At 70.2% G+C, this 23,274-nt stretch carries 19 protein-coding genes; 11 read left to right on the forward strand and 8 right to left on the reverse strand.

Annotation, left to right across the window (positions count from 1 at the left end; translation table 11 throughout):
• Positions 1-140 precede the first annotated feature (140 nt).
• Entirely contained in the window at positions 141-887 is a 747-nt protein-coding gene (locus VG899_16355; protein HWA67937.1) for an SDR family NAD(P)-dependent oxidoreductase, read from the forward strand.
• 3 nt (positions 888-890) lie between these two features.
• Here VG899_16355 and VG899_16360 read toward each other — a convergent pair whose 3' ends face one another.
• Complete coding sequence (locus tag VG899_16360; GenBank protein HWA67938.1) at positions 891-2,360, reverse strand: aldehyde dehydrogenase; 1,470 nt, start codon at positions 2,358-2,360, stop codon at positions 891-893.
• Between the two features lie 116 nt (positions 2,361-2,476).
• Here VG899_16360 and VG899_16365 point away from each other — a divergent pair, with 116 nt between their 5' ends.
• The 3 genes from VG899_16365 (at position 2,477) to VG899_16375 (ending at position 5,685) form a co-directional block, all read left to right on the forward strand.
• Entirely contained in the window at positions 2,477-2,791 is a 315-nt protein-coding gene (locus VG899_16365) for a helix-turn-helix transcriptional regulator (protein ID HWA67939.1), read from the forward strand.
• The gene (locus VG899_16370) at positions 2,788-3,381 is read left to right on the forward strand and encodes a hypothetical protein (protein ID HWA67940.1); all 594 of its coding nucleotides are present in this window, start codon (positions 2,788-2,790) and stop codon (positions 3,379-3,381) included. The genes VG899_16365 and VG899_16370 overlap by 4 nt, the downstream gene beginning before the upstream one ends.
• A 126-nt stretch (positions 3,382-3,507) precedes the next feature.
• Positions 3,508-5,685: a glutamine synthetase III gene (locus VG899_16375; protein HWA67941.1), complete on the forward strand. Its 2,178-nt coding sequence runs from the start codon at positions 3,508-3,510 to the stop codon at positions 5,683-5,685.
• Between the two features lie 42 nt (positions 5,686-5,727).
• Here VG899_16375 and VG899_16380 read toward each other — a convergent pair whose 3' ends face one another.
• Positions 5,728-7,461, reverse strand: coding sequence for a hypothetical protein (locus VG899_16380; GenBank protein ID HWA67942.1), 1,734 nt, complete (start codon positions 7,459-7,461; stop codon positions 5,728-5,730).
• 111 nt (positions 7,462-7,572) lie between these two features.
• Here VG899_16380 and VG899_16385 point away from each other — a divergent pair, with 111 nt between their 5' ends.
• The gene (locus tag VG899_16385; protein ID HWA67943.1) at positions 7,573-8,733 is read left to right on the forward strand and encodes a GDSL-type esterase/lipase family protein; all 1,161 of its coding nucleotides are present in this window, start codon (positions 7,573-7,575) and stop codon (positions 8,731-8,733) included.
• A 9-nt stretch (positions 8,734-8,742) separates the two neighbouring features.
• Here the strand turns inward: VG899_16385 and VG899_16390 are convergent, their stop codons facing one another.
• The 3 genes from VG899_16390 to VG899_16400 are packed head-to-tail and all read right to left on the reverse strand — an operon-like array spanning position 8,743 to position 12,366.
• Entirely contained in the window at positions 8,743-9,582 is an 840-nt protein-coding gene (locus tag VG899_16390) for a PIG-L family deacetylase (GenBank protein ID HWA67944.1), read from the reverse strand.
• Between the two features lie 33 nt (positions 9,583-9,615).
• Positions 9,616-10,398 carry a maleylpyruvate isomerase family mycothiol-dependent enzyme gene (locus VG899_16395; protein HWA67945.1) on the reverse strand — a complete coding sequence of 261 codons (783 nt, stop codon included), beginning with the start codon at positions 10,396-10,398 and terminating at the stop codon, positions 9,616-9,618.
• Positions 10,399-10,437: 39 nt separating this feature from the next.
• The gene (locus VG899_16400) at positions 10,438-12,366 is read right to left on the reverse strand and encodes a CocE/NonD family hydrolase (protein ID HWA67946.1); all 1,929 of its coding nucleotides are present in this window, start codon (positions 12,364-12,366) and stop codon (positions 10,438-10,440) included.
• Between the two features lie 99 nt (positions 12,367-12,465).
• On the opposite strand from VG899_16400, the gene VG899_16405 reads away from it, so the two are divergent.
• Genes VG899_16405 through helR form a run of 4 tightly spaced genes read left to right on the forward strand, consistent with a single transcriptional unit; the run spans position 12,466 to position 17,078 of the window.
• On the forward strand, positions 12,466-13,005 hold the full coding sequence (locus tag VG899_16405; GenBank protein HWA67947.1) for an NUDIX hydrolase: 540 nt from the start codon (positions 12,466-12,468) through the stop codon (positions 13,003-13,005).
• A gap of 37 nt (positions 13,006-13,042) precedes the next feature.
• Positions 13,043-13,909 carry an enoyl-CoA hydratase-related protein gene (locus VG899_16410; GenBank protein ID HWA67948.1) on the forward strand — a complete coding sequence of 289 codons (867 nt, stop codon included), beginning with the start codon at positions 13,043-13,045 and terminating at the stop codon, positions 13,907-13,909.
• Positions 13,906-14,790, forward strand: coding sequence for a Gfo/Idh/MocA family oxidoreductase (locus tag VG899_16415; GenBank protein HWA67949.1), 885 nt, complete (start codon positions 13,906-13,908; stop codon positions 14,788-14,790). Before VG899_16410 ends, VG899_16415 begins: the two co-directional genes overlap by 4 nt.
• 59 nt (positions 14,791-14,849) lie before the next feature.
• Complete coding sequence (helR, locus tag VG899_16420; protein HWA67950.1) at positions 14,850-17,078, forward strand: RNA polymerase recycling motor ATPase HelR; 2,229 nt, start codon at positions 14,850-14,852, stop codon at positions 17,076-17,078.
• A gap of 48 nt (positions 17,079-17,126) precedes the next feature.
• On the opposite strand, the gene VG899_16425 is transcribed toward helR, so the two are convergent.
• Complete coding sequence (locus VG899_16425; protein HWA67951.1) at positions 17,127-17,333, reverse strand: hypothetical protein; 207 nt, start codon at positions 17,331-17,333, stop codon at positions 17,127-17,129.
• 40 nt (positions 17,334-17,373) lie between these two features.
• Positions 17,374-17,928: a hypothetical protein gene (locus tag VG899_16430; protein ID HWA67952.1), complete on the reverse strand. Its 555-nt coding sequence runs from the start codon at positions 17,926-17,928 to the stop codon at positions 17,374-17,376.
• A gap of 107 nt (positions 17,929-18,035) precedes the next feature.
• Here VG899_16430 and VG899_16435 point away from each other — a divergent pair, with 107 nt between their 5' ends.
• Together VG899_16435 and VG899_16440 are read left to right on the forward strand one after the other, a co-directional pair.
• Positions 18,036-20,324, forward strand: coding sequence for a DUF6351 family protein (locus tag VG899_16435; GenBank protein HWA67953.1), 2,289 nt, complete (start codon positions 18,036-18,038; stop codon positions 20,322-20,324).
• A gap of 5 nt (positions 20,325-20,329) precedes the next feature.
• Complete coding sequence (locus VG899_16440; GenBank protein ID HWA67954.1) at positions 20,330-22,225, forward strand: CocE/NonD family hydrolase; 1,896 nt, start codon at positions 20,330-20,332, stop codon at positions 22,223-22,225.
• A gap of 18 nt (positions 22,226-22,243) precedes the next feature.
• Here VG899_16440 and VG899_16445 read toward each other — a convergent pair whose 3' ends face one another.
• The gene (locus tag VG899_16445; protein HWA67955.1) at positions 22,244-23,263 is read right to left on the reverse strand and encodes a hypothetical protein; all 1,020 of its coding nucleotides are present in this window, start codon (positions 23,261-23,263) and stop codon (positions 22,244-22,246) included.
• Positions 23,264-23,274: the final 11 nt, after the last annotated feature.

Raw genomic sequence — 23,274 nt, forward strand, 5'->3', positions numbered from 1 at the left:
AGCCGGGCGCGTCATCAGTTGGCGCTATTTATCCAGACGGTACGGATCGCGGCCAGGGCACTTGGTCCCGGACCTAGGCGATGGGTGGCAAGGCCCCCGTGCCAGTATCTGAGCAGTTGCACAGCATGAGCGGAGGACACATGGGCGAGCTCGACGGCAAGGTGGCCGTGATCACCGGCGCCGGATCCGGCATGGGCCGGGCGTCGGCGGAGGTCTTCGTGCGCGCGGGCGCCCGGGTCGTCTGCGCCGACATCAGCGGGGCGCAGGACCAGACCGCCGCCGACCTCGGCGACGCCGCGATCGCCGTACGGTGCGACGTCGCCGACGAGGCGAGCGTCGTCGCGTTGTTCGAGGCCGCGGTGCAGGCGTTCGGCCGGGTCGACGCCGCGCTGAACGTCGCAGGCGTCGCGTCCGGCGGACCGCTCGCCGAGGCGACCCTCGAGGAGTACCACCGGGTCACCTCGATCGACATGCTCGGTGTCCTGCTCGGCACGAAGCATGCGATCAAGACGATGATCCCGACCGGAGGCGGGTCGATCGTGAACTGGTCGTCGATCGGCGGTCTCGGCGCCTCGCCGATGGGCACCGGCATCTACTCCGCGGCGAAGGCCGGGGTGCACGCCATCACCAAGGCAGCGGCCGTCGAGTACGGCGCCCAGGGGATCCGCGCCAACGCGATCTGTCCGGGCTTCGTCGAGACCGCGATGACCGGCGGACCCGGCACCGCGGAGAAGTTCCCGCAGCTCGTGCAGGGCTCGGCGCTCAAGCGGGCCGGCCGCGCGGAGGAGATCGCGGAGGTCGCCGCGTTCCTGGCCTCCGACCGGTCGAGCTATCTGACCGGCGTGATCATCCCGGTCGACGGCGGCACCACCGCCGCGCTGCCGTAACGGCTACTCGGCGTACGAGCTCGGCGTCGTCTCGAGGATGACCGTCTTGGTCTCGAGGTAGGGGAGCAGTCCCTCGACGCCACCCTCGCGCCCGATGCCGGACTGCTTGAAGCCGCCGAAGGCGATGCCGAAGTCGGTGCGGAAGCCGTTGTGCCCGACCGTCCCCGAGCGCAGGCGGGCGGCGACCGCGCGCGCCTTGTCGGCGTCGCCGGTGAACACCGAGGCGTTGAGGCCGTAGATCGTGTCGTTGGCGATCCGGACCGCGTCGTCCTCATCGGCGGCCGGGATCACCGACAGCACCGGCCCGAAGATCTCCTCCTGCGCGATCGTCATCGAGTTGTCGACCTCGGCGAAGACGGTCGGCTCGACGTAGTAGCCGCGCTCGAGGTGCGCCGGCCGCCCACCACCGGTGACGAGCTTCGCCTCGGTCTTGCCTTTCGCGATCAGGTCGAGCACCTTGTCGCGCTGGCGCTCCATCGCGAGCGGGCCCATCTGCGTCGCCGGGTCGAACGGGTCGCCGACCACCATCTGGGAGAACGTTGCGGCCAGTGCCTCGACGAACTCGTCGTGGCGCTTGCGCGGGACGACGAGGCGCGTGAGCGAGGAGCAGACCTGGCCGGAGATCATGCACTCCGCGCCGGCGATCGCCATGGCGGCCTGTCCCAGGTCGGCGTCGTCGAGGATCACGGCGGCGGACTTGCCGCCGAGCTCGAGGGTGTAGCGGGCGATCCGCTTACCGCACAGCGAGGCGATCCGCCGGCCGGCGGCGGTCGACCCGGTGAAGGCGATCTTGTCCACGCGCGGGTCGCGGACCAGCATCTCGGAGACCTCGCGGTCGGCAGTGAGGACGTTGAAGACGCCCGGCGGCAGCCCGGCGGCCTCGGCGCACTCGGCCAGCAGGTCCGCCGCGCCGGGTGCCTCGGGGGAGGCCTTGAGGATCACGGTGCACCCGGCGAGCAGGGCCGGCGCCATCTTGTAGATCGCGAGCTGGATCGGCGCGTTCCACGGGATGATCGCGCCGACGACACCGACCGGCTCGCGCACGATCAGGCCGAACGAGCCGCCCATCGTCGGCTGCGCCCGCTCCTCCCACGCGTAGGTGTCGGCGAGCCCCGCGTAGTAGTCGAAGACCGTCGCGAACATCGGTGCGGAGAACTTCGCGATCATCGCGAGGATCCCGGACTCGCGCGGCCAGATCTCTCCGAGCGCGTCGGCCCGGGCAGACAGCTCCTTGCTCAGCGCGCGCAGGTACTCCGCGCGCTCGCGGTGGGCGAGGAAGGGCCACGGTCCGTTGTCGAAGGCGTTGCGCGCAGCGGTGATGGCCTTCTCCATGTCGGCGGCCTGCGCCTCGGCAACGGAGAAGAAGACCTCTTCACTGGCCGAGTCGATGACGTCGAACGTGGCCGAGGAGGAGGGCGTGGCCCACTCGCCGTCGATGAAGAAGCGATCGGGGTGGACGACAGGTGCGGTCACGACAGCCTCCGGTGAAGGGATGTGCCTCCTTTTCTATCGGATCGCATGTCCCGCCGACCGTCCGCCTCGGGCCAACTGGGGTAGCGCAATCCGTCAACCCCGCATACGATGGTGGGGTGAGCCGATCCGGGTCGCTGCTGCGCGAGGTGCGCGGTCGCGCCGGCCTGTCCCAGAACGAGCTCGCGCGGCGCAGCGGCGTCGACGCGACGCTCATCAGTGCGTACGAGAACGGGCGCCGCGTGCCGGGCGGCGACGCGCTGATCCGGCTGATCGAGGCCTGCGGCGCGACGCTCGACCCGACGACGACCGTCGACCGTGCTCGTGGCGCCGCGGCTCAGCTCGAGCAGGTGACCGCGCTCGCGATGGCGTTGCCCCGGCGTGCGGCCGGACCGCTCACCTATCCGTCGTTCCGGCGGCTGCGGGCGGGATGACCACGTCGCCGTTGATCGTCCTCGAGCGGGCGGTCGACGTTCACCACCGGCTCGACCGCGCCGGAGTCGCACACGCGATCGGTGGCGCACTCGCGCTGGCCTACCACGTCGCGCAGGCGCGGGCCACCAACGACATCGACCTCAACGTCAGTGCTGACCCGAAGCACCCCGAGGCCGTCTTCGGGCTGCTGCCGCCCGATGTGCCGTGGACAGAGGGGGATGTCGCGGCGGTCCGCCGGGACGGACAGGTCCGGCTGCTCTGGCCGCTGCCGGAGGGCGACGGCCCGGCCATCCCGCTCGACCTGTTCTTCCCGCAGCACGCGCTGCACGCCGCGATCGACGCGCGCACCGAGCTGGTGCCGATGCTGGACGCGACGGTTCCGATCCTGTCGGCGACCGACCTGCTCGTGTTCAAGGCGCTTTTCGACCGTCGCAAGGACTGGGCGGACATCGAAGAGCTCGTGCGGTTCGGCAAGCCGGACGTCGCCGAAGCGCGCCGGTGGCTCACCAAGATCGTGGGTGCGAAGGACCATCGGCTCGCCGCTCTGTCCGAGATCGTGGACGAGGTCACTGACGGCCCTTCGGCCTAGCGGGAACGGGCCGGCCGTCGCCGGTAGACCCCGCGTGATCTGCTCGAAACAAACCTCGCCTACCTTCGAGACCGGAAATCGGCCCGTCGAGGCGGGCTCGGGGACGGCTCACGCAGGGGAGAGTTGATGGCAGGCAACGCAGTACGACGGCAGGCGATCGAGGCCGTGGCGGCCTTCACCCCGCCTCCGGCGACGTTCTCACTCGACGAGGAGCCGGGTGGCATCTTCGGCGAGAACGTCTTCAGCAAGGCAGTGATGCAGAAGGTCCTGCCGAAGGCCGTCTACAAGTCGGTGCTCGCCACGATCGACCACAACCAGACCCTCGACCCCAGCGTCGCTGACGCCGTCGCCGTGGCGATGAAGGACTGGGCGATGTCGAAGGGTGCGACGCACTATGCGCACGTCTTCTACCCGCTGACCGGTCTGACCGCGGAGAAGCACGACAGCTTCCTGGAGCCCAACGGCGACGGCACGGCGCTGGCGGAGTTCTCCGGCAAGACCCTGACCCAGGGTGAGCCCGACGCGTCCAGCTTCCCGAACGGCGGCATCCGCTCGACGTTCGAGGCGCGCGGCTACACCGGCTGGGACGTGACCAGCCCGGCGTACATCCTCGAGAACCCCAACGGCAACACGCTGTGCATCCCGACGGTGTTCGTCTCGATGACCGGCGAGGCGCTGGACCACAAGACCCCGCTGCTGCGCTCGCAGCAGGCGATGGCCAAGCAGGCCGAGCGGGTGCTGAAGCTCTTCGGCCACGAGAACCCCGACGCGGTCGTGTCCTTCGCCGGTCCGGAGCAGGAGTACTTCCTGGTCGACCGCCACTTCCTGTTGGCCCGGCCCGACCTGCTCAACTCCGGCCGGACGCTGTTCGGTGCGAAGCCGCCGAAGGGCCAGGAGTTCGACGACCACTACTTCGGCGCCATCCCGGACCGGGTGCTGGCGTGCATGTTCGACGCCGAGCGCGAGCTGTTCAAGCTCGGCATCCCGGCCAAGACCCGGCACAACGAGGTCGCACCCGGGCAGTTCGAGATCGCCCCGGTCTTCGAGCGCTCCAACATCGCCTCCGACCACCAGCAGCTGCTGATGACGACCATGAAGAAGGTCGCCAACCGCCACGGCATGGAGTGCCTGTTCCACGAGAAGCCGTTTGCCGGAATCAACGGCTCGGGCAAGCACGTCAACTTCTCGATCGGCAACGCCAGCCAGGGCAACCTGCTGCTGCCGGGTGACACGCCCCACGACAACGCGCAGTTCCTCGTCTTCTGCAGCGCGGTGATCCGCGGCGTGCACAAGTACGGCGGCCTGCTTCGCGCGGCGATCGCGTCGGCGGCCAACGACCACCGGCTCGGTGCCAACGAGGCTCCGCCGGCGATCATCTCGATCTTCCTGGGCGAGCAGCTGGCCGACGTGTTCGACCAGATCGCCAAGGGCGGCGCGACGTCGTCGAAGGAGAAGGGGACGCTGATCATCGGCGTCGACACCCTGCCGGTCCTGCCGACCGACCCGGGTGACCGCAACCGGACCAGTCCGTTCGCCTTCACCGGCAACCGGTTCGAGTTCCGCGCCGCCGGCTCGAGCCAGACGATCGCCGGTCCGATGACGATGATCAACACCATCCTGGCGGAGGCGCTGGACTACATCGCCACCTCGCTGGAGACCGCGATCGCCGGCGGCACGGAGTTCAACACCGCCGTGCAGAAGCTGCTCGAGGAGATCATCACCAACCACGGCAACGTCGTGTTCAACGGCAACGGCTACTCCGAGGACTGGCAGGTCGAGGCTGCGGCGCGCGGCCTTGCGAACCTGCGCACGACCCCCGACGCGCTGCCGGAGCTCATCAAGCCGGAGTCGGTGGAGCTGTTCTCGAAGTACGGCGTCTTCACCGAGCGCGAAGCGCACAGCCGCTACGAGATCGGCTTGGAGCAGTACGTCCTCAGCGTCGGGGTCGAGGCTCGCTCGGTGCTGGAGATCGGTACGACGTCGATCCTGCCTGCGGCGACCCGCTACCAGACCGAGCTCGCGGCCAACGTGGCGGCGCTGAAGGCGGCCGGCGTCGAGGCCGACACCACTGCGCTGGGCGAGCTCACCGGGCTGATCGGCTCGCTGCGCGAGGCGCTCGGCACCCTGTCGGCGGGGCTGCGCCACGAGGCCGCGGACGACCTGCTGGCCGAGGCGATCCACTACCGCGACGCGCTGCTGCCGGCGATGCTGGCGGTCCGCTCGGCGGTGGACTCCCTGGAGGCGGTCGTGGCCGACGACCTGTGGCCGTTGCCGACCTACCAGGAGATGCTGTTCATGCTCTGACGTCGCGGCGTCAGCCGGACCGTCACGAAGGGGTCGCAGTCCTCAGACTGCGGCCCCTTCGGCGTCGCGGTGGGCGCGAGTCGGACCGATCCGGCGCGCCCGGGTCGCGCGAGGCCGAGGGTGCAGGGCACGGTGCTCCCACAACGAGACGGTCAGCCCGTGGAACGGCAGGACTCGAACCACGTGGAAGTCGGCGGCGAGCAGCGCCCGTTCGTCGTCGTCGAGCGCCGTCGGCTGCGGCCCGAACGGCATCCGTCCGACCGTCCAGATCCGATGACAGCCGAGGATGCGGGGCACCGCAGTGACGAACGGGGCGTCGACGCCCTTGAACGTGCCGCTTTGCAGGGGCGACTCCGCCACCCCGACATCGCGAATGTGGCGGAAGGCGCCGGGATAGCCGAGCTCCATCAGCCGGAAGTAGTCGCTGAAGAACAGCACACCGTCGCCGGGCCGAGCATGGCGATCGAGGTAGGTCGCGGGCGAGCCGAAGTCGCGTAGCCGGCTGTCCGGCGAGCGGATGTAGCGGGCGGCCGGAAGCTGTGCCAGAAAGACCGCGCCGGCGAGCCCGAGCGCCGGCAGCCAGACCCAGGCGGCCCGCTGCTGTCCCAGTGTGCGGCCGGCGACTCGGACCGCGCCGTGGGCGATGAGCAGGACCGCGCCGAGCACGCAGTAGAGCAGGTAGCGGTCGACATAGAGCGGCTGCCCGACCTCGGACTCCGCGATCAACATGACCGGGGGCACCAGGAGCAGCGGCAGCGCGACGGACACCAGCGAGGCCGGCCCGCGGCGCCGCCACGCGGCGAGCGCCCGGTGGTTCGCTAGCGCAGTCCGCACGTGCCCGGCCGGGACGCAGCCGGCGATCACACAACCGATCGTGACCACCATGATCGCAGGACGCGGACCGAAGAAGTCGCGCAGCAGAGTCACGACGTCGTGGCCGCTCGGCCGGGTCACCCAGTCGACGGCGTCCTGCTGCCCGCTGCTGATCACGAACAACGGGATCACCGAGAGGATGCCGGCCGCCGCGGCGGCGAACCACTGCCGGCGTACCCGGGGCGCGTATCCGGTGACCGCCATCGTGACCGCGTGCGCGGCGACGACGAGCAACGCCATCTCGTTGAGCCAGCCGGACGCCGCGATCAGCGCGCCGTACGTCGCCCAGCGGCGTAGCAGGACTCGGCCCGGCCGGTCGGCACGGGCAGCCTCCAGCGCCCGCAGCAGCGCCAACGTCGCCGCAGCGATCAGCAGTGACACTGCCGAGTACGAACGCGCGGTCTGCGCGTAGAACATGACGAACGGGTTGATCGCGTAGAAGATGCCGGCCACGAGCCCGACGCAGAGCCGCCCGGTCAGCCGGCGGCCGAGCTCGCTGACCAGACCTGCCGTCGCGACCGCAGCGATGAGGGAGGGCAGCCGCAGCGCCACGGGACCGGTGCCGAAGGCGACCCAGGCGTGCATCCCGAGGTAGTACAGGCCGTGGACGGCGTCGATGTGGCGCAGCAGGTGGAACAGGTCGTGGATCGGCAGCAGCGCCGCCCAGCGAGTGGCCGACTCGTCACCGCTGTACGCGCCGTGCCGTTGCAGGCCCCAGGCGCCGAGGCCGGCCAGCAGGGCCGGCGCCGCCAACCAGACGGCGACGCGGGCCAGCCGAGACTCGCGCCGCGGCGCCAACCTCAGATTCGGCTCCCCGGCGGTCCACGCGGGGGCAACCGGCTGCTCCGGGATCAGCACGTCCCAGGCGGCGGTCGGCCGGGCGGGGGCGGACTCCAACGACATCGGCCGTGGCCTCACGTATGGGCTAGTCGCCACGAACGATGTCTCCTGCTTGCTCCGTGACCGACCCGGCGCTCACAGCAAACTGTAAGGCACCCGGATACTTGCTTGCTTATGAAGGTCTTCAGGTTCGACGATCCGCTCGTCGCGATCCACGGCGCGGCCGACTTCGACCGCACCGAGGGCGGGATCAGCCCCCGCCGGCTGCCGGCTTGGACCCGCATCCAGGTGCCGGACGCGCTCTCGGACGTCGCCAGCCGGATGCCGGCGGGTTGCTACGTCGCGCTGCGTACGACGGCAACCGTCATCGAGCTCGACGCCCGGACGATGATCCTGAACAGCCCGCCGACCGCGCCGCGGCCCGCCGTGTTCGACCTGGTCGTGGACGGCCGGATCGCAGACTCGGTCGCGGTCACGGACGGTGACCGGCTCGTCGTACGCAACCTGCGGCCCCTGGACGTGTCGGTCGAGCGCGGCGCGCTCGCGACGGTCCGCTTCGCCGACCTGCCACCCGGTGTGAAGGACCTCGAGATCTGGCTGCCGCACAACGCGACGGTCGAGCTGCGTGAGCTCCGCCTCGATGACGACGCGTCGCTGGAGCCGCGGCTTCCGGACACTCGCAAGGTCTGGGCCCACTACGGCAGCTCCATCAGCCACTGCCTGGAGGTGCCGCGCCCGACCGACGTCTGGCCAGCGCAGGTGGCGCGCTCGACCGGCCTGAGCCTGATCGACCTCGGTTTCGGCGGGAGCTGCCACCTCGACCAGTACGCGGCACGCACCATCCGCGATTTGGCCGCGGACGTCATCACCCTCAAGGTGGGCATCAACGTCTCCAACGGCGACACGATGCGCGAGCGCGCCTTCGTCCCGGCCGTCCACGGCTTTCTCGACACGATCCGCGAGGCTCAGCCCGACGTTGCGATCGTCGTGATCTCGCCGATCATCTGCCCGCCGGCCGAGGACCATCCCGGTCCGGCAAGCCGCGGTCCGGATGGCAGCTACCAGCGCGTCGAGCGTCCCGACGACCTCATGACCGGAGCGTTGACGTTGCAACGGATGCGCGAGCTGCTCGAAGCCGCCGTGGCCAGTCGTCAAGGGCAGGGCGACGCGAACCTGCACTACCTGGGCGGGCTCGCGCTGTTCGGTGCGCCCGACGCGCACCTGTTGCCGGACGACCTCCATCCCAGCCCCGAGGGGTACCGGATGATCGGCGAGCGGTTCACCGACCTGGTGTTCGGTCCCGACGGGTTGCTGCGCGAACTTGGTGGGTTCTGAGCGGTCGGCTCAGCGAAGCCCGTCGAAGAGGTCCTTTTCCGGAAGCGGCGCGTTCGTCGTGTCACGCACCCGCACGAAGGTCTCCTCGCCCATCAGCTTGGTGAAGGTGTCCAACCCCAGCTGAAGGAAGAAGATGTTCTCGCCCTGGCTGGCGTGCGCCGCGAGTGAGTTGAACTTCTGCTCGCTGTAGTCGCGGATGTCCACCCAGGTGGTGATCTGGTCGTCGGGAAGCCCGATGTCGAGCGCGCCGTCCTCAGCCGCGGGAGGTTCCTCGTCCCAGTCCGCCAGACCGGCGTCGCGCATCGCGTTGCCGAACTCTTCCATCCGCGACTTGGGGATCGTGCCCCAGTAGACCTTGGCCGACGATCCCGTGGCGGCGTGAGCGGCCATCGTGATCCGGTGGGCCTGAATGTGGTCCGGATGCCCGTAGAAGCCGTTCTCGTCGTAGGTCACGATCACGTCCGGCTGGTATTTCTCGATGAGCGCCCCGAGCTTTGCCGCGCCGTCCGCCACGGGAGTCGACCAGAACGACTCGGGCGCGTTGTTGAACTGCTCCCAGCCCATCATTCCGGAGTCGTGGTAGCCCAGCAGCTCGAGATCGCTGATGCCGAGGATCTCGCAGGACTTCTCGAGCTCCGGGATGCGCAGGGCCGCGACCGCGTCCGGATCGTGTCCGGGCTCGCCCGGCTTGACCCCGCCAGGGCCGTCGCCGCAGCGACCGTCGGTGCAGGTGACGAGCACGGTACGGATGCCTTCGGCGGCGGCCTTGGCCAGCACCCCGCCGGTGCCGGTGGCCTCGTCGTCGGGGTGGGCGTGCACGGCCATCAGGGTCAGCTGCCGGTCAGTCACGGTGATCAGGCTATGAGTCGCGCGGGAGTGGTATCAGAAACCGGGAAAGACGCGACGCAGGTCGTCGATGGTGAGCTCGCCCGACACCCGCACCGAATCCGGCGTGTAGGCGTCGGTCAGCCGCCCGCCGATCAGTCGGACCAGCGCCTCCAGAGGCCCTTCGAACGACGCCGTGACGTTCTGCGGCGAGCTGGTCAGCCGCACCCGGTCGGCGATGACGAGGCCGTAGCTTCCCGCGTCGACGACGGCCGGCTGGGACAGGGCATCGGCCTTGCCGACGTGACGGAGCATGAAGGCCAGCCCCCCGGAGTACTGCTCGGCGAGGATGTCTGCGGCCTCGTCGTCGAGCTTGGCGGTCGGGTCGAGTGCGACCCGGACGTCCCAGCTGTGCAGCGCCACCTCGTTCAGCCGCATGCCGGTCAGGGTCGCGATGCCGACCGGCTCCGGCAGGTAGCTGAGCTTCACGTGCAGGCCCTCGCGCTGCTCGGCGGTGAGCGCGTCGAGCAGTTCGACGAGCTGTTCGTCGTGCGCGACGAACTGCTGCGCCTGTTCGTCCGGACGCATCCCGTCCCAGCGGTCCCAGATCCGTCGGTTGTAGTCGTCTTCGGGCTCGGCGGCGTCGCCGAGCGCGACCTGGCAGGCGCGTAGGTTGAGCTCGGCGCCGCTGCCGAGGTGCGACAGCACCTGGGCGACCGACCACTCCGAGGCGGCGGACGGGCCTTTCAGCTCCGCGTCACTGAGGTTCGCGACCACACTCGCGAGCGCGTCGTGATGGTCGAGGAGGGCAGCGATGGTGCGGTCTGCGAGGGAAGCCATGTTCGTCCCAGCCTGCGCGCTGCCGTGGATATTCCCGAATCACCAACCGCGGGGGAGCGCTGCGCGGTCTGCGGTCGTCGTCACCGGGTTGGCCCGACACGGCTCACCGACGAGCCGGTCGCAGGCTGGCTCGTGGCCGGGTGCTCGATGCCCGGACAGCCTTCCGACGACCAGCGCCGAGTCGTGGCTGTGGTCGAGTGAGAGGGTGTCGATCTCGCCCGCGTCGCTGGACAGGAAGTTCCAGTCGCCCGTGCCGCTGGGCGCGTCGAGCCAGATCCGGATCGCGGTCCCGGCACGGAACGTGTGCGTGAAGTTCGGGATCTCGACCCGCGCCCGGACGAGCCTGCCGGGGGTGAGGGGCTGCAGCGCCGCCATCGTCTCCTGATGCACCGGCAGCAGGCGGCTCGACAGCGCCTTGTCGATCGCGCGTGCCGACACGCGCAGCCAGCCGCGCTGCACGTACTCCTCCTGGCCGCCCGGGCGCACCTCGGTGACGGTGACCTGCACGTCGGTGTTGGTGGCTGTCGAGGACAGCCACAGGTTCAACGATGCCGGTCCGGACAGCGTGATCGTGCGGGTCAGCCGTGGCGTGGTGAACGACAGCGCGGTGCCCGCGACGATGGCCGAGGCCTGCCACGGCAGCTCCCCGACCGGCCCGCCCGACGCGTCCAGGATCGCGCCCGGAACGTCGTTGTTCACGATCGGTCCTGGCAGCGGCGCGAAGGTCTCCGATCCGCTCGCGGCCGTGGCGCGCTGCGCCGCGAGTCCGCCGCCTGTCCGCAACCACAACGTCGTCGGATGCACCGGCACCGGCAGCCGTGGACGGGTGATGACGAAGCCGGGCTTCGCCTCGGTCAGCTGGTCGTCGCTGGACTGCGCACCGCCCGCGGCGGTCGTCTCTTCCCAGAGCCGGACGTGCGGCGTGCGGGCGAACCCGTTGGCCTCCTGCTTCACGAAGTGGTCCATGAACGCGAGCAGCGTCGGGCGGAAGGACTTGCTCAGGTAGATGTCGTGCTGGCCGTTGGTCCCGACGTACCAGGTCCTCGACGGGTCGAGGAGCTGCTGGTAGTAGCCGCCGCGCGAGCCCACCTCTTCGTCCTGCCAGTCGACCATCGACAGGACGGGTACGGCGATGCGCCTGGTCATGGCGCGCAGGTCACGGTTGCGCCAGAACCCGTCCTCGAACAGGTGCGTGGAGTCCGCGGTCGGTGAGGTGGCCTGACCCACGGTGACGTTGCGGGCGAGGTCGACGGCGCACCGCGTGTCGCCGTCGCCGACCGCGTCCAGCGCGGCGTAGGTCCACGAGTCGAGGATGGTGGCCCACCACAGGTTGTTGAACTCCGGGTTCGGGATGCCGCCGGGTGCGCCGACGTCGCGGAGCGGATCGGTCACGACCATGCCCGGTGCGATCGCGTCGAGTGCCTTCGGCCGGGTCGACGCGGTGAACAGCTGGCCGATGCCGGGCCAGGACCAGTCATACATCCCGACGCGACCGGTCGACCACGGCTGGCGGGCCGCCCACTCGACCCCCAGCGCTCCGTCGGTGCCCCAGTCCTCGGCGAACAGGTCGAAGGTCCCGGACGAGCAGCCGGTGCCCGGCATCTGCAAGCCCATCACCGCGTAGCCGCGGCGCAGCAGGCTCGCGTCCAGCTCGCTGGACATCCAGGTGGCGCCCTGCTGGTAGGCGACGCCGCCGATCTCGCCGGCGTCGTACCCGTCGTACTGCATCAGGACCGGGAAGCGACCGTGCGCGCGGGGGAGCAGGACGCTGTAGCGCAGCTCGACCCCGCCCGGGGCGGGCAGGTAGCCCCAGATCCGCCTCGCCCAGGGGTTCGCGGTGGCGGTCGCGGCGTGGGTGCGCGCCGCCCCGGTCGACGCGTATGTCGGCGCGAGGCGCCCACTCAGCCCGCCCAGGCAGGTCAGCGAGACGGCGAGCGCAATGACGACGCCACGACGCAGCCGGCTCATCGGGTCAGCTCCACGCCGTCGATCATCTCGGTTGTGCTCCGGGCGGCTCGTGAGCGACGCGAATCGCTACGGCCGCCACAGCGATGGCATCTTGAGCACATGAGCTTCCGGACGGTGTCGAGCCGCGAGGTGTATCGCAACCCGTGGATCACCGTGCGCGAAGACGCGGTCGAGCTGCCCGACGGCACGCCTGGGCTGTACGGCGTCGTCGACCGGCCTGACTTCGCCCTCGTCATCCCTCGCGAACCGGACGGCAGCATGTGGCTCGTCGAGCAGTACCGCTACGCGATCGGCCGCCGATCCTGGGAGTTCCCGCAGGGCACCTGGCCGCCCGGCGGGGAGCGCGGCTCGATCGAAGAGCTGGCACGTGCCGAGCTTCGCGAGGAGACCGGAATCCGCGCGGCGGAGCTGCGCCACCTCGGCCACCTCTATACGGCGTACGGGTTCTGCAGCCAGGGTTACGACGTGTGGCTCGCGTCAGGCCTCACCGCCGGCGAGCACGAGCGCGAGCCGACGGAGCAGGACATGGTCCAGCGGCGGTTCACCGCCGCCGAGTTCGAAGCGGCGATTTGCCGGGGCGAGATCTTCGACAGTCATTCGCTGGCGGCATACGGGTTGTTGCAGCTGCTCGGCGCCTAGCTGCGTCCGCCCGTGGGCGGGATGACATGGTTCTGCGATGAGCGACTACCGCGACATCACCTACGACCTGGCCGACGCCATCGCCACCATCACGCTGAACCGGCCGGACAAGCTCAACGCTTTCACGCCGCTCATGTGCGAGGAGCTCATCGACGCGTTCGACCGGGCCGACGCCGATGACGACGTACGGGTCGTGATCGTGACGGGTGCCGGGCGCGGCTTCTGCGCCGGCGCCGACCTGTCCAGCGGCGGCAGCGCGTTCGACCCGCAGCGCCGGGGGCACAGCGCGGGCCAGGTGCCGCGCGACGGCGGGGGCCGGGTGAGCTTGCGCATCTTCGAAAGCCGCAAGCCGGTCATCGCTGCGATCAACGGGCCGTGTGTGGGCGTCGGGGTGACGATGACCCTTCCGATGGACATCCGCATGGCGTCGGACACCGCGAAGTTCGGGTTCGTCTTCGCACGCCGGGGGATCGTGCCGGAGGCCGCGTCGTCGTGGTTCCTGCCCAGGATCGTCGGGCCGAGCCAGGCGATGGAGTGGTACGCGACGGGAAGGGTGTTCGGTCCGGAGGAGGCGCTCGCGAGCCGGCTGCTGCGCAGCGTCCACCCCGCGGCGGAGCTGCTCGGCGCGGCGACGGCCCTCGCCCGCGAGATCGCTGACAACACCTCCGCCGTCAGCGTGGCCCTCGCCCGTCAGTTGATGTGGCGCGGCCTGACCTTCGATCGGCCCCACCTCTCCCACGTCGCCGACTCGCGGGCCATGGCCGCGGCCGGCGGCGGCCGGGACGCGGTCGAAGGGGTGACGTCGTTCCTCGAGAAACGGCCGCCGGCGTTTCCCGGCAAGGTCAGCGTCGACTACCCCGACGTGTTCGGCGACCCGCAGCCGGACTGGGCCGGCCAGCCGTGAGCGCGTTGCGCGTGGGGCTGATCGGCGCCGGACCGTGGGCGCAGATCGCCTATGTGCCGATGATCACCGGTGGGCCCGAGCTCGAGCTCTGCGGTGTGTGGGCGCGGCGCCCGCAGGCGGCGCAGGAGCTCGCGGAGGTGGCAGGTACGACGGCTGTCGAGTCCGTCGAGGAGCTCTTCGACCGCTGCGAGGTCATCGCGTGCGCGGTACCGCCGGCGATCCAGGCCGGTTATGCGATCCAGGCGGCTGCGGCCGGCAAGCACCTGATGCTCGACAAGCCGCTCGCCGACAGTGCCGAACGAGCCGAGGAGGTCGCCGGCGCGATCGCCGACGCCGGCGTCACGTCGATCGTGATGTTCACCTCGCGGTTCCGGCCCGACGTGCGCGAGCTGCTCGACACCGTCACGGATCCGACGTACGCGCAACTGGTCAACCTCAACGGCGCCTTCCTCAGCGGACCCTTCGCGGGCTCGCCGTGGCGTCAGCAGGAGGGCGCACTGCTCGACTGGGGCCCGCACGGCGTGGACCTGCTGATGCACGCGCTCGGTCCGGTCGTGGCGTGCGAAGCGACCGAGCGCGGCGCGGTCGTCTCGGCCGTCCTGCACCACGAGGGCGGTGGGCTGTCGCAGCTGCTGTTCGGCTCGCGGTGGCCGCATGAGCCGGTGAGCCGGCTCGATCTGGTGGATGCCGCCGGACGGCACTGCGCCGACTGGACCGGCCGCAGGGCACAGGCCTACCAGCGCACCTTCGCGACTCTGCGCGAGGAGTTCGCGGCGTCGGTGCGGACCGGTGCAGCCCACCCGTGCGATGCACGGCGCGCCGCGGACGTTCAGCACGTCGTGGACCGGTTGCGCCGATCGGCGCGCGATCACCGCGAGTAGCGCGTGCCCCTCAGTTTCAAGGTACCCCCGGACCGGGGGCTTGCGGCAAGACCCGGGTCGTGCCGCACACTCGTCGGCCGAAGACCTGGCCGGCCACGAAAGCGAGGGACGCGATCAGCGCGTTCGATCTTCCTGCCCACCTTGCCGCGAAAGCCGCCCCGGCGCTCATCGCGGCCGACGAGCAACACTTCCACGCGATCGCCGAGTGCCTCACCGCCACGATCGCCGAGCTGTCCGAGCGCCTCGAGCGCGAGCTGAGAACCGCGGGCGGTGAGGGCCAGGCCGCGATGGACCGCGACCTCGAGATCCATCGGCTCGCGGCCCGGCTGCGCACCCTCAGGCGGTTCGGACTTGATCTCTGCCTCGGCCACGTGATCGGCAGCGAGGACGGCGAGCCGGCGTACGTCGGCCGGCTCGGCCTGACCGATCCCAGCGGCCGTCGGTTGCTGCTCGACTGGCGCTCACCCGCCGCCGAGCCGTTCTTCGGCGCGACGCATGCGAACCCGATGGGCCTGGCGAGCCGGCGGCGCTACCGGTGGAGCCGCGGCAAGATCAACGACTACTGGGACGAGGTGTTCACCCCCGAAGGCTTCGAAGGCCACGCGCCCGCCCTCGACGACCAGTCGGCGTTCATCGCCAGCCTGGGCGGCAGCCGGTCGCCGCGCATGCGGGACGTACTCGCGACGATCCAGGCCGATCAGGACGCGATCATCCGCGCCGGTTCCGCTGGGGCGCTCGTCGTCGACGGCGGTCCCGGCACGGGCAAGACCGTCGTCGCCCTGCATCGCGCCGCGTACCTGCTCTACGCGGACCCGCGGCTGGGACATCACCGCGGCGGCGTGCTGTTCGTCGGGCCGCACGAGCCCTACCTGGCCTACGTCGCGGACGTCCTGCCCAGTCTCGGTGAGGAGGGCGTGCAGATCTGCACGTTGCGGGATCTGGTCCCGGAAGGTCGTGACGCGAGGGTCGAAGCCGATCCGGAGGTCGCCCGCCTCAAGTCGTCCGCGGCGCTGGTCAAGGCGATCGAGCCGGCCGTCCGCTACTACGAGAAGCCACCGAAGAAGGGGCTGAACGTCGAAAGCCACTACGGCGACGTTTGGCTCAGCGCCGAGGACTGGGCCGAGGCTTTCGATGCGGCCGAGCCCGGTACGCCGCACAACGAGGCGCGCGCCGAGGTGTGGGACGCGCTGGTCGAGATCGCGATCGACAACTTCGACAGCGACGAGATCGAACCGCACCTGCTCCGGCGTTCGCTCACCCGCAACCGCGAGTTGCTCACCACGTTCGCGCGGGCCTGGCCGTTGCTCGACCCGGCCGAGCTGGTCGGCGACCTGCTGACCGTTCCGGCGTATCTGCGGCTGTGCGCGCCGTCGTTGAGCGATGACGAGGTCGCCGCGTTGCAGCGGCCCGTCGCAGATGCCTGGACGGTGTCCGACCTGCCGATGCTCGACGCGGCTCGCCTCCGCCTCGGCGACGCGGAGGCCGCTCGCCGGGCCCGCCAGCGACAGTCGGCAGTGGCGGCCGAAGCGGAGCAGCGAGAGGCGGTCATCGACAGCTTGCTCGCCTCCGACCATGACGGCGACAGTGCCGTCCAGATGTTGCGTTCGATCGTCGACGCCGAGGGCAACGCCGTACTCGGCTTTCACGACGTGCGTGACGCGCTGATCGACGAGTCGGGCCTGCCGAGTGCGACACCGGACCGCCTCGCCGGGCCCTTCGCCCACATCGTCGTGGACGAGGCGCAGGAGCTCACCGACGCCGAGTGGCAGATGCTGCTGTCGCGGTGCCCGTCCCGCAGCTTCACGATCGTCGGGGACCGCGCGCAGGCCCGGCGCGGGTTCACGGAGTCCTGGCAGGCGCGGTTGGCGCGGGTGGGCCTGGACCGCGTCGAGCTGGCGACGCTGACCGTGAACTACCGGACGCCGGAGGAGGTCATGGCCGAGGCCGAGCCGGTGATCCGGGCCGTGTTGCCGGACGCCAACGTGCCGACGTCGATCCGCACCGGCGGCCGTCCTGTCGTGCACGCCGCGGCGTCGGAGCTGACCTCGATCCTGGACGCCTGGCTCGCCGAGCACCCGGACGGCATCGCCTGCGTGATCGGGGAACCGACGTTCGAAGCCACCGGCCGGGTTCGCTCCCTCACGCCCGAGCTCGCCAAAGGCCTCGAGTTCGACCTCGTCGTGCTCGTCGACCCGGCCGGCTGGGGGGAGGGCGTCGCAGTGGCTGTCGACCGCTACGTAGCGATGACCAGAGCGACCCAGCAGCTCGTGATCCTCACGTCTGCGTGACTGGCGAGCAGGAGCACCCGGCGGTCGGCGAGCGACCCGCGCCGGTAGTTACTCGTCGTCCCCGAGCTCGCGAATGCGGTCCGCCGGAATCGTCTCGGTGAGCACGCGAGAGCCCGTCGAGTACCGAACCGTGGCGATCCAACCTTTGCGCGGGTCCTCGCGCCACAGGCCCATCGTGCCCGTGAACCACTGGCCGTCGCGCTCGACCTCGACCCGCTTCACTGCGTCGATCCCATCGATCAAAGGTACGGCCACGAAGCGATCTTCGCCACGGACGTTGTCTTCATGACGCCGATCAGTCGCCGCTTTCGTTGATGCCGCACTTGTCCGCGAGGTAGCTGGCAATCGCCGCGTCGGCCTTGGTGAAGGCGGGTGTGTCGATCGAGGCGAAGGCGCTCGGGTCGACCTTGTGGTAGTCGTACCCGGCGTTCTTCAGCAGCGTGAACACCTTCTTGGCCCCGGCCACCACCGTCTGGACGTCGGGCTTGATCGACGCCGGCGCTGTGGCCGCGAACTCGTCGAGCTCGCTCACCGCCTTCGCGGCGTAGGCGGCGAGCTGCTTCGGGTCGTCGGAGGTGAAGGCTTTCGAGTCGTTCTCCTCCTGCGCCTGGGCGGTCCTGGCGAAGGTGCAGAAGGAGCTGGCGTCGGTCCCAGCGGACGTTGTGGAGGCGCCACCGGACGACGTCGTCGGCGTGGATGCGGCGGCGGTGGTGCCGAGGGCCGCCGGCGTGGTCCCTGCCGCCGCCCCGCCGGAGCTGCTGGCGCCGCAGCCGGCCAGGCAGCAGCCGGCAGCGATCAGCGCGGCCCCTACGCGCAGACCGTGCCAGTGCTGCGTCCCGTCACCGTTCACCGGTCGGCTCCCTCGTCGTACGTGCTGCGGTCGACCCGGCGACGCGGGTTGATCATGACCTTAGCGGGGCGAGAGGGAATGCCCGACCCGTCGCCGAAGTAGGCGCCGTGGCTGTTCATCGGCTGAGAACCGTCCTGTTGCTGCCGGCACTGCTCGCTGCGGGGTCCGCCGCCTTGCCGGGCGGGTCACCGCAGCACAGTGACGCGCCTTCTCCGGTCGTCATCAGTGTGCTGTCCGGTCGCGCCGATCTGGTGAGCGGCGGGCGCGCGCTCGTTGCGGTCTCGCCCGCTGCCGACGCGGGACGGTTGACCATCACCGTCGACGGGCGCGACGTGACGCGCAGGTTCGCCGTCCGCCAGGACGGGGCGCTCGACGGCAGCTACGCCGGGCTGCTTCGCGGCCTGCGGGTCGGCCGCCACGTCGTGCGAGCGACGTTGCCGGACGGGACCGGCGCCGAGCTCACCGTCACGAACCACCCGAACGGCGGGCCGCTGTTCGCCGGGCCGCAACCGCAGCCGTGGACGTGTCAGAAGGGCGCGCGCGACAAGAAGTGCGACGAGCCGGCGACCGTCCGCTACAAGTACGTCTCCACCGACCCGGCGCAGCCCGGCTTCGAGCCCTACGACCCGGCCCACCCGCCGACGGACGTCGCGACCACGACCACCGACCAGGGTGTGACGGTGCCGTTCGTGATCCGGATCCAGACCGGCTACATGGACCGCGACCAGTACGAGATCGCGTCGCTGTACCAACCGGGCAAACCGTGGACGCCCTTCGCCCCGCAGCCCGTGTGGGACCACAAGCTGCTGATCATGCACGGCGCCAGCTGTGCGGCGCAGTACAAGCCGACGACCGCGCCGGACGTCACCGGCAGCTCCAACCCCACCAGCGCCGTCGGCAAGCTCGCGCTCGGCAAGGGCTACATGACCATGTCGACGGCGCTGGACAACTCCGGGCACGACTGCAACGTCGCGATCCAGGCGGAGTCGCTGGTGATGGCCAAGCAGTACATCGCGACGCACTACGGCTTGATCCGTTACACGATCGGCACCGGCTGCTCAGGCGGCTCGCTCGCCGTGCAGTGGGTCGCCAACGCCTACCCCGGCGTCTACCAAGGGATCCTGCCCACTTGCTCGTTCCCGGACTCGATGACGTCGGCGACCCAGGTTGCCGATTACGCGTTGCTCGAGCGCTACTGGCTCAGCCTCGCCGACAACAGCGTGACCCGCGGCGTCGTCTGGTCACCCACGCAGTTCGGCGCGGTCGAGGGCAACTTGCTGCCCGTGGACGCCCTCCTCAGCGTCGGCTGCCTGTCACCGGCTGCGCCGTACACCCCGGCGAAGTGCCCGACCGGCTACCTGTCGGGTGCGGTGCCGTACTTCCCGTGCGCGGGTACGACGGACAAGACCCGCTACAACGCGACGACCAACCCGGGCGGTGTCCGCTGTTCGATCTTCCAGCTGGACAAGAACCTGCTCGGGCTGCGCCCTCGCCGGGAGTGGAGCGCGGCGGAGAAGAAGGTCGGGCGGGGCTTCGCCAACATGCCGCTGGACAACGTCGGGGTGCAGTACGGCCTCGGCGCATTGCAGAAGGGCGAGATCACTGCGGCGCAGTTCGCCGATCTCAACGCCCACATCGGCGGGGTGAACATCGATCTCGGCTGGGTCCCGACCAGGTTGCGCGCAACTCGCACCTCGCTCGCCAACGCCTACCGCAGCGGCCTGATCAACGAGGCGAACAACCTCGGCCAGACCGCGATCATCGACTGCCGCGGCCCTGATCCGGGCGTCGCACACGACGCCTATCGCGCCTTCGCGATCCGTGCCCGGCTCGATCGGGAGAACGGCACGCACGGCAACCAGCTGATCTGGGAGGGTGCGGAGCCGGTCTTCGGCGACGCCGCCTGCGAGCGCAACGCGTTCCTTGCGATGGACCGCTGGCTGACCGCGGTGGCGGCTGACGAAAGTGACCGATCGCTGGCCACGAAGGTCATCGCCGACAAGCCGACAGATCTGAGCGACGAGTGCTGGGACGGCGCCGGGACGTTGCTGTGGCACTCGCTGTGCGGCCCGGACGTCGTGCCGGTGTACGGAACGGCGCGCATGGTCGCCGGTGACTCGATCAGCACCGACAACAACAAGTGTCAGCTCGAGCCGCTCGACCGGTCGTCGTACACGACAACCGTTGCCGGTGTGACCACGCCGGTCAGCTTCACCGCATCCGAATGGGCCGAGCTCGAGCACGCTTTCCCGACGGGGGTGTGCGACTTCGCAAAACCCGGAGTGGAGCAGCAGCCCACGATCCCGTGGCAGACCTACCAACAGGCCGACGGGCGAGTGATCTACGGCGGCCGCCCGCTCGGGCCGGCGCCGGTGTCCCACCCGATCGGGTCGTGAAAGCGATGCGCCTGTCGGGACGGCGGTTGTCCGTGTCGGTGGTGACCGTGGCGTTGGCCGCGTCCTCGGCGGCGACCGCCAGCGCTGCCGGCGGGCAGACCAGCGCAGCCCCGCCGACCGCCTCAGCGCTCGGCGTGTTCGCCGGCCACACGATGGACGGCAGCCCGATGCCGTGCACCACTCGCTCCGACGGGATACGCGTGTGCGTCGGCAACGAGAGCGGGGTGGGCAAGCCGGACTACCGGCTCGCCAGCTTCGACGGCACGCCGCTGGCGACCTACGTGACGTTGCCGGCGGCGGCTGCCCCCGCGCACGGGTATCCGCTCGTCGTCGAGAGCCACGGCTGGGGCGACCCGCCGACCGGACCGGGCGACCACCAGTACGGCGGGCCGTCGCCGTTGCAGTGGGCGCGGCAGGGCTACGCGGTCCTGCAGATGGCCGCGCGCGGCTGGGGCAACTCCTGCGGCAAGCTGGCGTCGCGACTCGTCGACCCGGCGGCCTGCGCCAACGGCTTCATCCACATGGACGACTACCGCTACGAGGCCCGCGACGTCGAGCACGCGGTCGGTCTGCTGGTCGACGAGGGCTTCGCCGACCCCGACCGCATCGGCGTGATGGGGGAGTCCTACGGCGCCGGGGTGTCTCTCGAGCTCGCCACGCTGAACAACCGCGTGATGCTGCCCGACGGGAAGCTCGTGCCGTGGCGCAGCCCGGACGGCACACCGCTGCACATCGCGGCGGCGGCACCGTTCGCCACGTGGAGCGACCTGGTCTACGCGTTGGCGCCGAACGGCCGGACGTTCGACGACTCGGTGACGTCTCCCACCGCTGATCTGTCACCGATCGGCGTCATGAAGACCTCGATCATGTCCGGCCTGTTCCTCGTCGGGACCGAGAGCGGCTATATCGCCGCCCCGGGTGTCGACCCCCAGGCGAACATCACCGCCTGGTACGTCGCGATCCTCGCTGGCGAGCCGTACACGCTCCCGATCGACCACGCGTTGCTGCGCCAGGCCTCCGAGTACCACTCGCCGTACTACCTGCTCGGCGGTGACTACCGGATGCGCCGCGAGGCTCCCGCGCCGTTGCTGATCTCCAACGGGTTCACCGACGACGTGTTCCCCGCCGACGAGGCGCTGCGCTACTACAACCTGGAACGCCGGCTCTACCCGCATGACCCGATCTCGCTGTTCTTCGGCGACGTCGGGCACCAACGCGCCGACAACAAGCCGGCTGACGACGCGCAGCTCCAGCCGCGGGTCGAGGCCTTCTTCAACCACTACGTGAAGGGCAGCGCGCCCGCGCCCGCGCTCGGGGTCACCGCGATGACCCAGAGCTGCCCGGTGAGCACCAAGTCGGCCGGACCGTTCCATGCCGCCACCTGGGCGGCGCTGCATCCCACCGCGGTGACGTACCGGTCGGCGAGTGTCCGCACTCTGCTGTCGGTGAGCGGCAGCCCGCTCGTCGGGAAGACCTTCGACCCGGTCTTCGGCGGTCTGGCGTGCACCACAGCGCCATCGACCGGGCAGGGTCCCGGCGTCGCGAGCTATTCGCTGCCGGTCGCCCGCGGCAACGGCTACACCTTGCTCGGGGCGCCCACCGTCACGGCCGACCTCACCGTCACGGGGACGACGTCGTCGGCCTATCTCGCCGAGCGGCTTCTCGACGTGAACCCGGCGACCAAGACCGAGACCCTCGTCGCACGCGGCCTCTACCGCATCGACCCCAAGCATCCCGACGGTCGGCAGACCTTCCAGCTCCACCCGGCCGGCTGGCACTTTGCGGCCGGGCACGTCGCGAAGCTCGAGCTGCTCGGCGAGGACGCGCCGTACAGCAGGCCGGCCAACGGGGTGTACTCCGTCTCGGTGTCGAACCTCGAGCTGACGCTCCCGACGCACTGACGACGATGCCGGCGTCCGTCAGAAGACGGGAATGATGTCCTCGGGGCTGATCTCGCTGACGTCGACGCCGTCGATGTCGAGCTCGGGAATGGCGGGGAACTCGATGCCCCACCGCCCGACAATGGCGCGGACCTTCGCCATGGCGACTCGCCAGTTCTCCGCCTGCTGCTCGTAGTTGAGGATGCCGAGGCCGGCGTCGCGAGCGATGTCGATGAGGATCCGGTGGTTGTCGAGGAAGTACGGCGGCAGATCCCAGAACTGCGTCGGCGGCTCCCACAGGATCATCGACAGGAAGACGAAGCCGGCTCGCAGCTGCCGGGTGATCTGCGAGCGGTCGACCTCCGACAGGCCCGGGTACTCCTTCTCCAGGATCGTCATGCAGATCTGCAGATGCCGGGACTCGTCGCGCCCGATGCGGTGGAACACCTCCTGCAACAGCGGGTGTTGCGCTCCGGTGGCCATCATGCGGAACAACGTGGAGGAGGCGACCTCGCCCATCATGAACGAGGTGAACAGCACCGCCATCGGATGTTTGCCGAGGCTCGCCGAGTAGCCCGACCAGTACCTGCCGCCGTTGTAGTAGAGCCAGCTGATGTTGTTGTGCGCCGCTCGCTCCAGATCCGTTGCCGGCGTCCAGTCGACCGGGCCGCCCGGCCACAGCCTCCCGATCGCCCGCTGGCAGCACTCCTCGTGGTTCATCTCGTCGCGGGTGATCGAGAAGAAGCACTTGCGGACCGGGTCCTCCTCGTGCACTTCGAAAGCGTGGATCGTCGCGCGGGCGAAGACGGCGGGACCGCTCGCGTCGAAGTTGGCGAGCAGCGCCCACCAGTACATGAACGCGAGACGTTGCTCGGCGGTGTAGGCCTCCGGGTCGAGGGAGTCCCACGGCAGGTCCGACGGGTTCCACAGCGCGACCTTGGACTTCTCGTAGATCGCGGCGAGCTTGTCGGTGTCGACCCGCCATTCCATCGGGTAGATGTTCGGCTGCGGGATGGGCGGCGCAGGCCAGAACCCGCCGTCGGGAACGTGGACGCTCATGCCGGTCACCT

The organism is Mycobacteriales bacterium, from assembly GCA_035550055.1.
Taxonomy (GTDB): Bacteria; Actinomycetota; Actinomycetes; order JAFAQI01; family JAFAQI01; genus DASZTV01.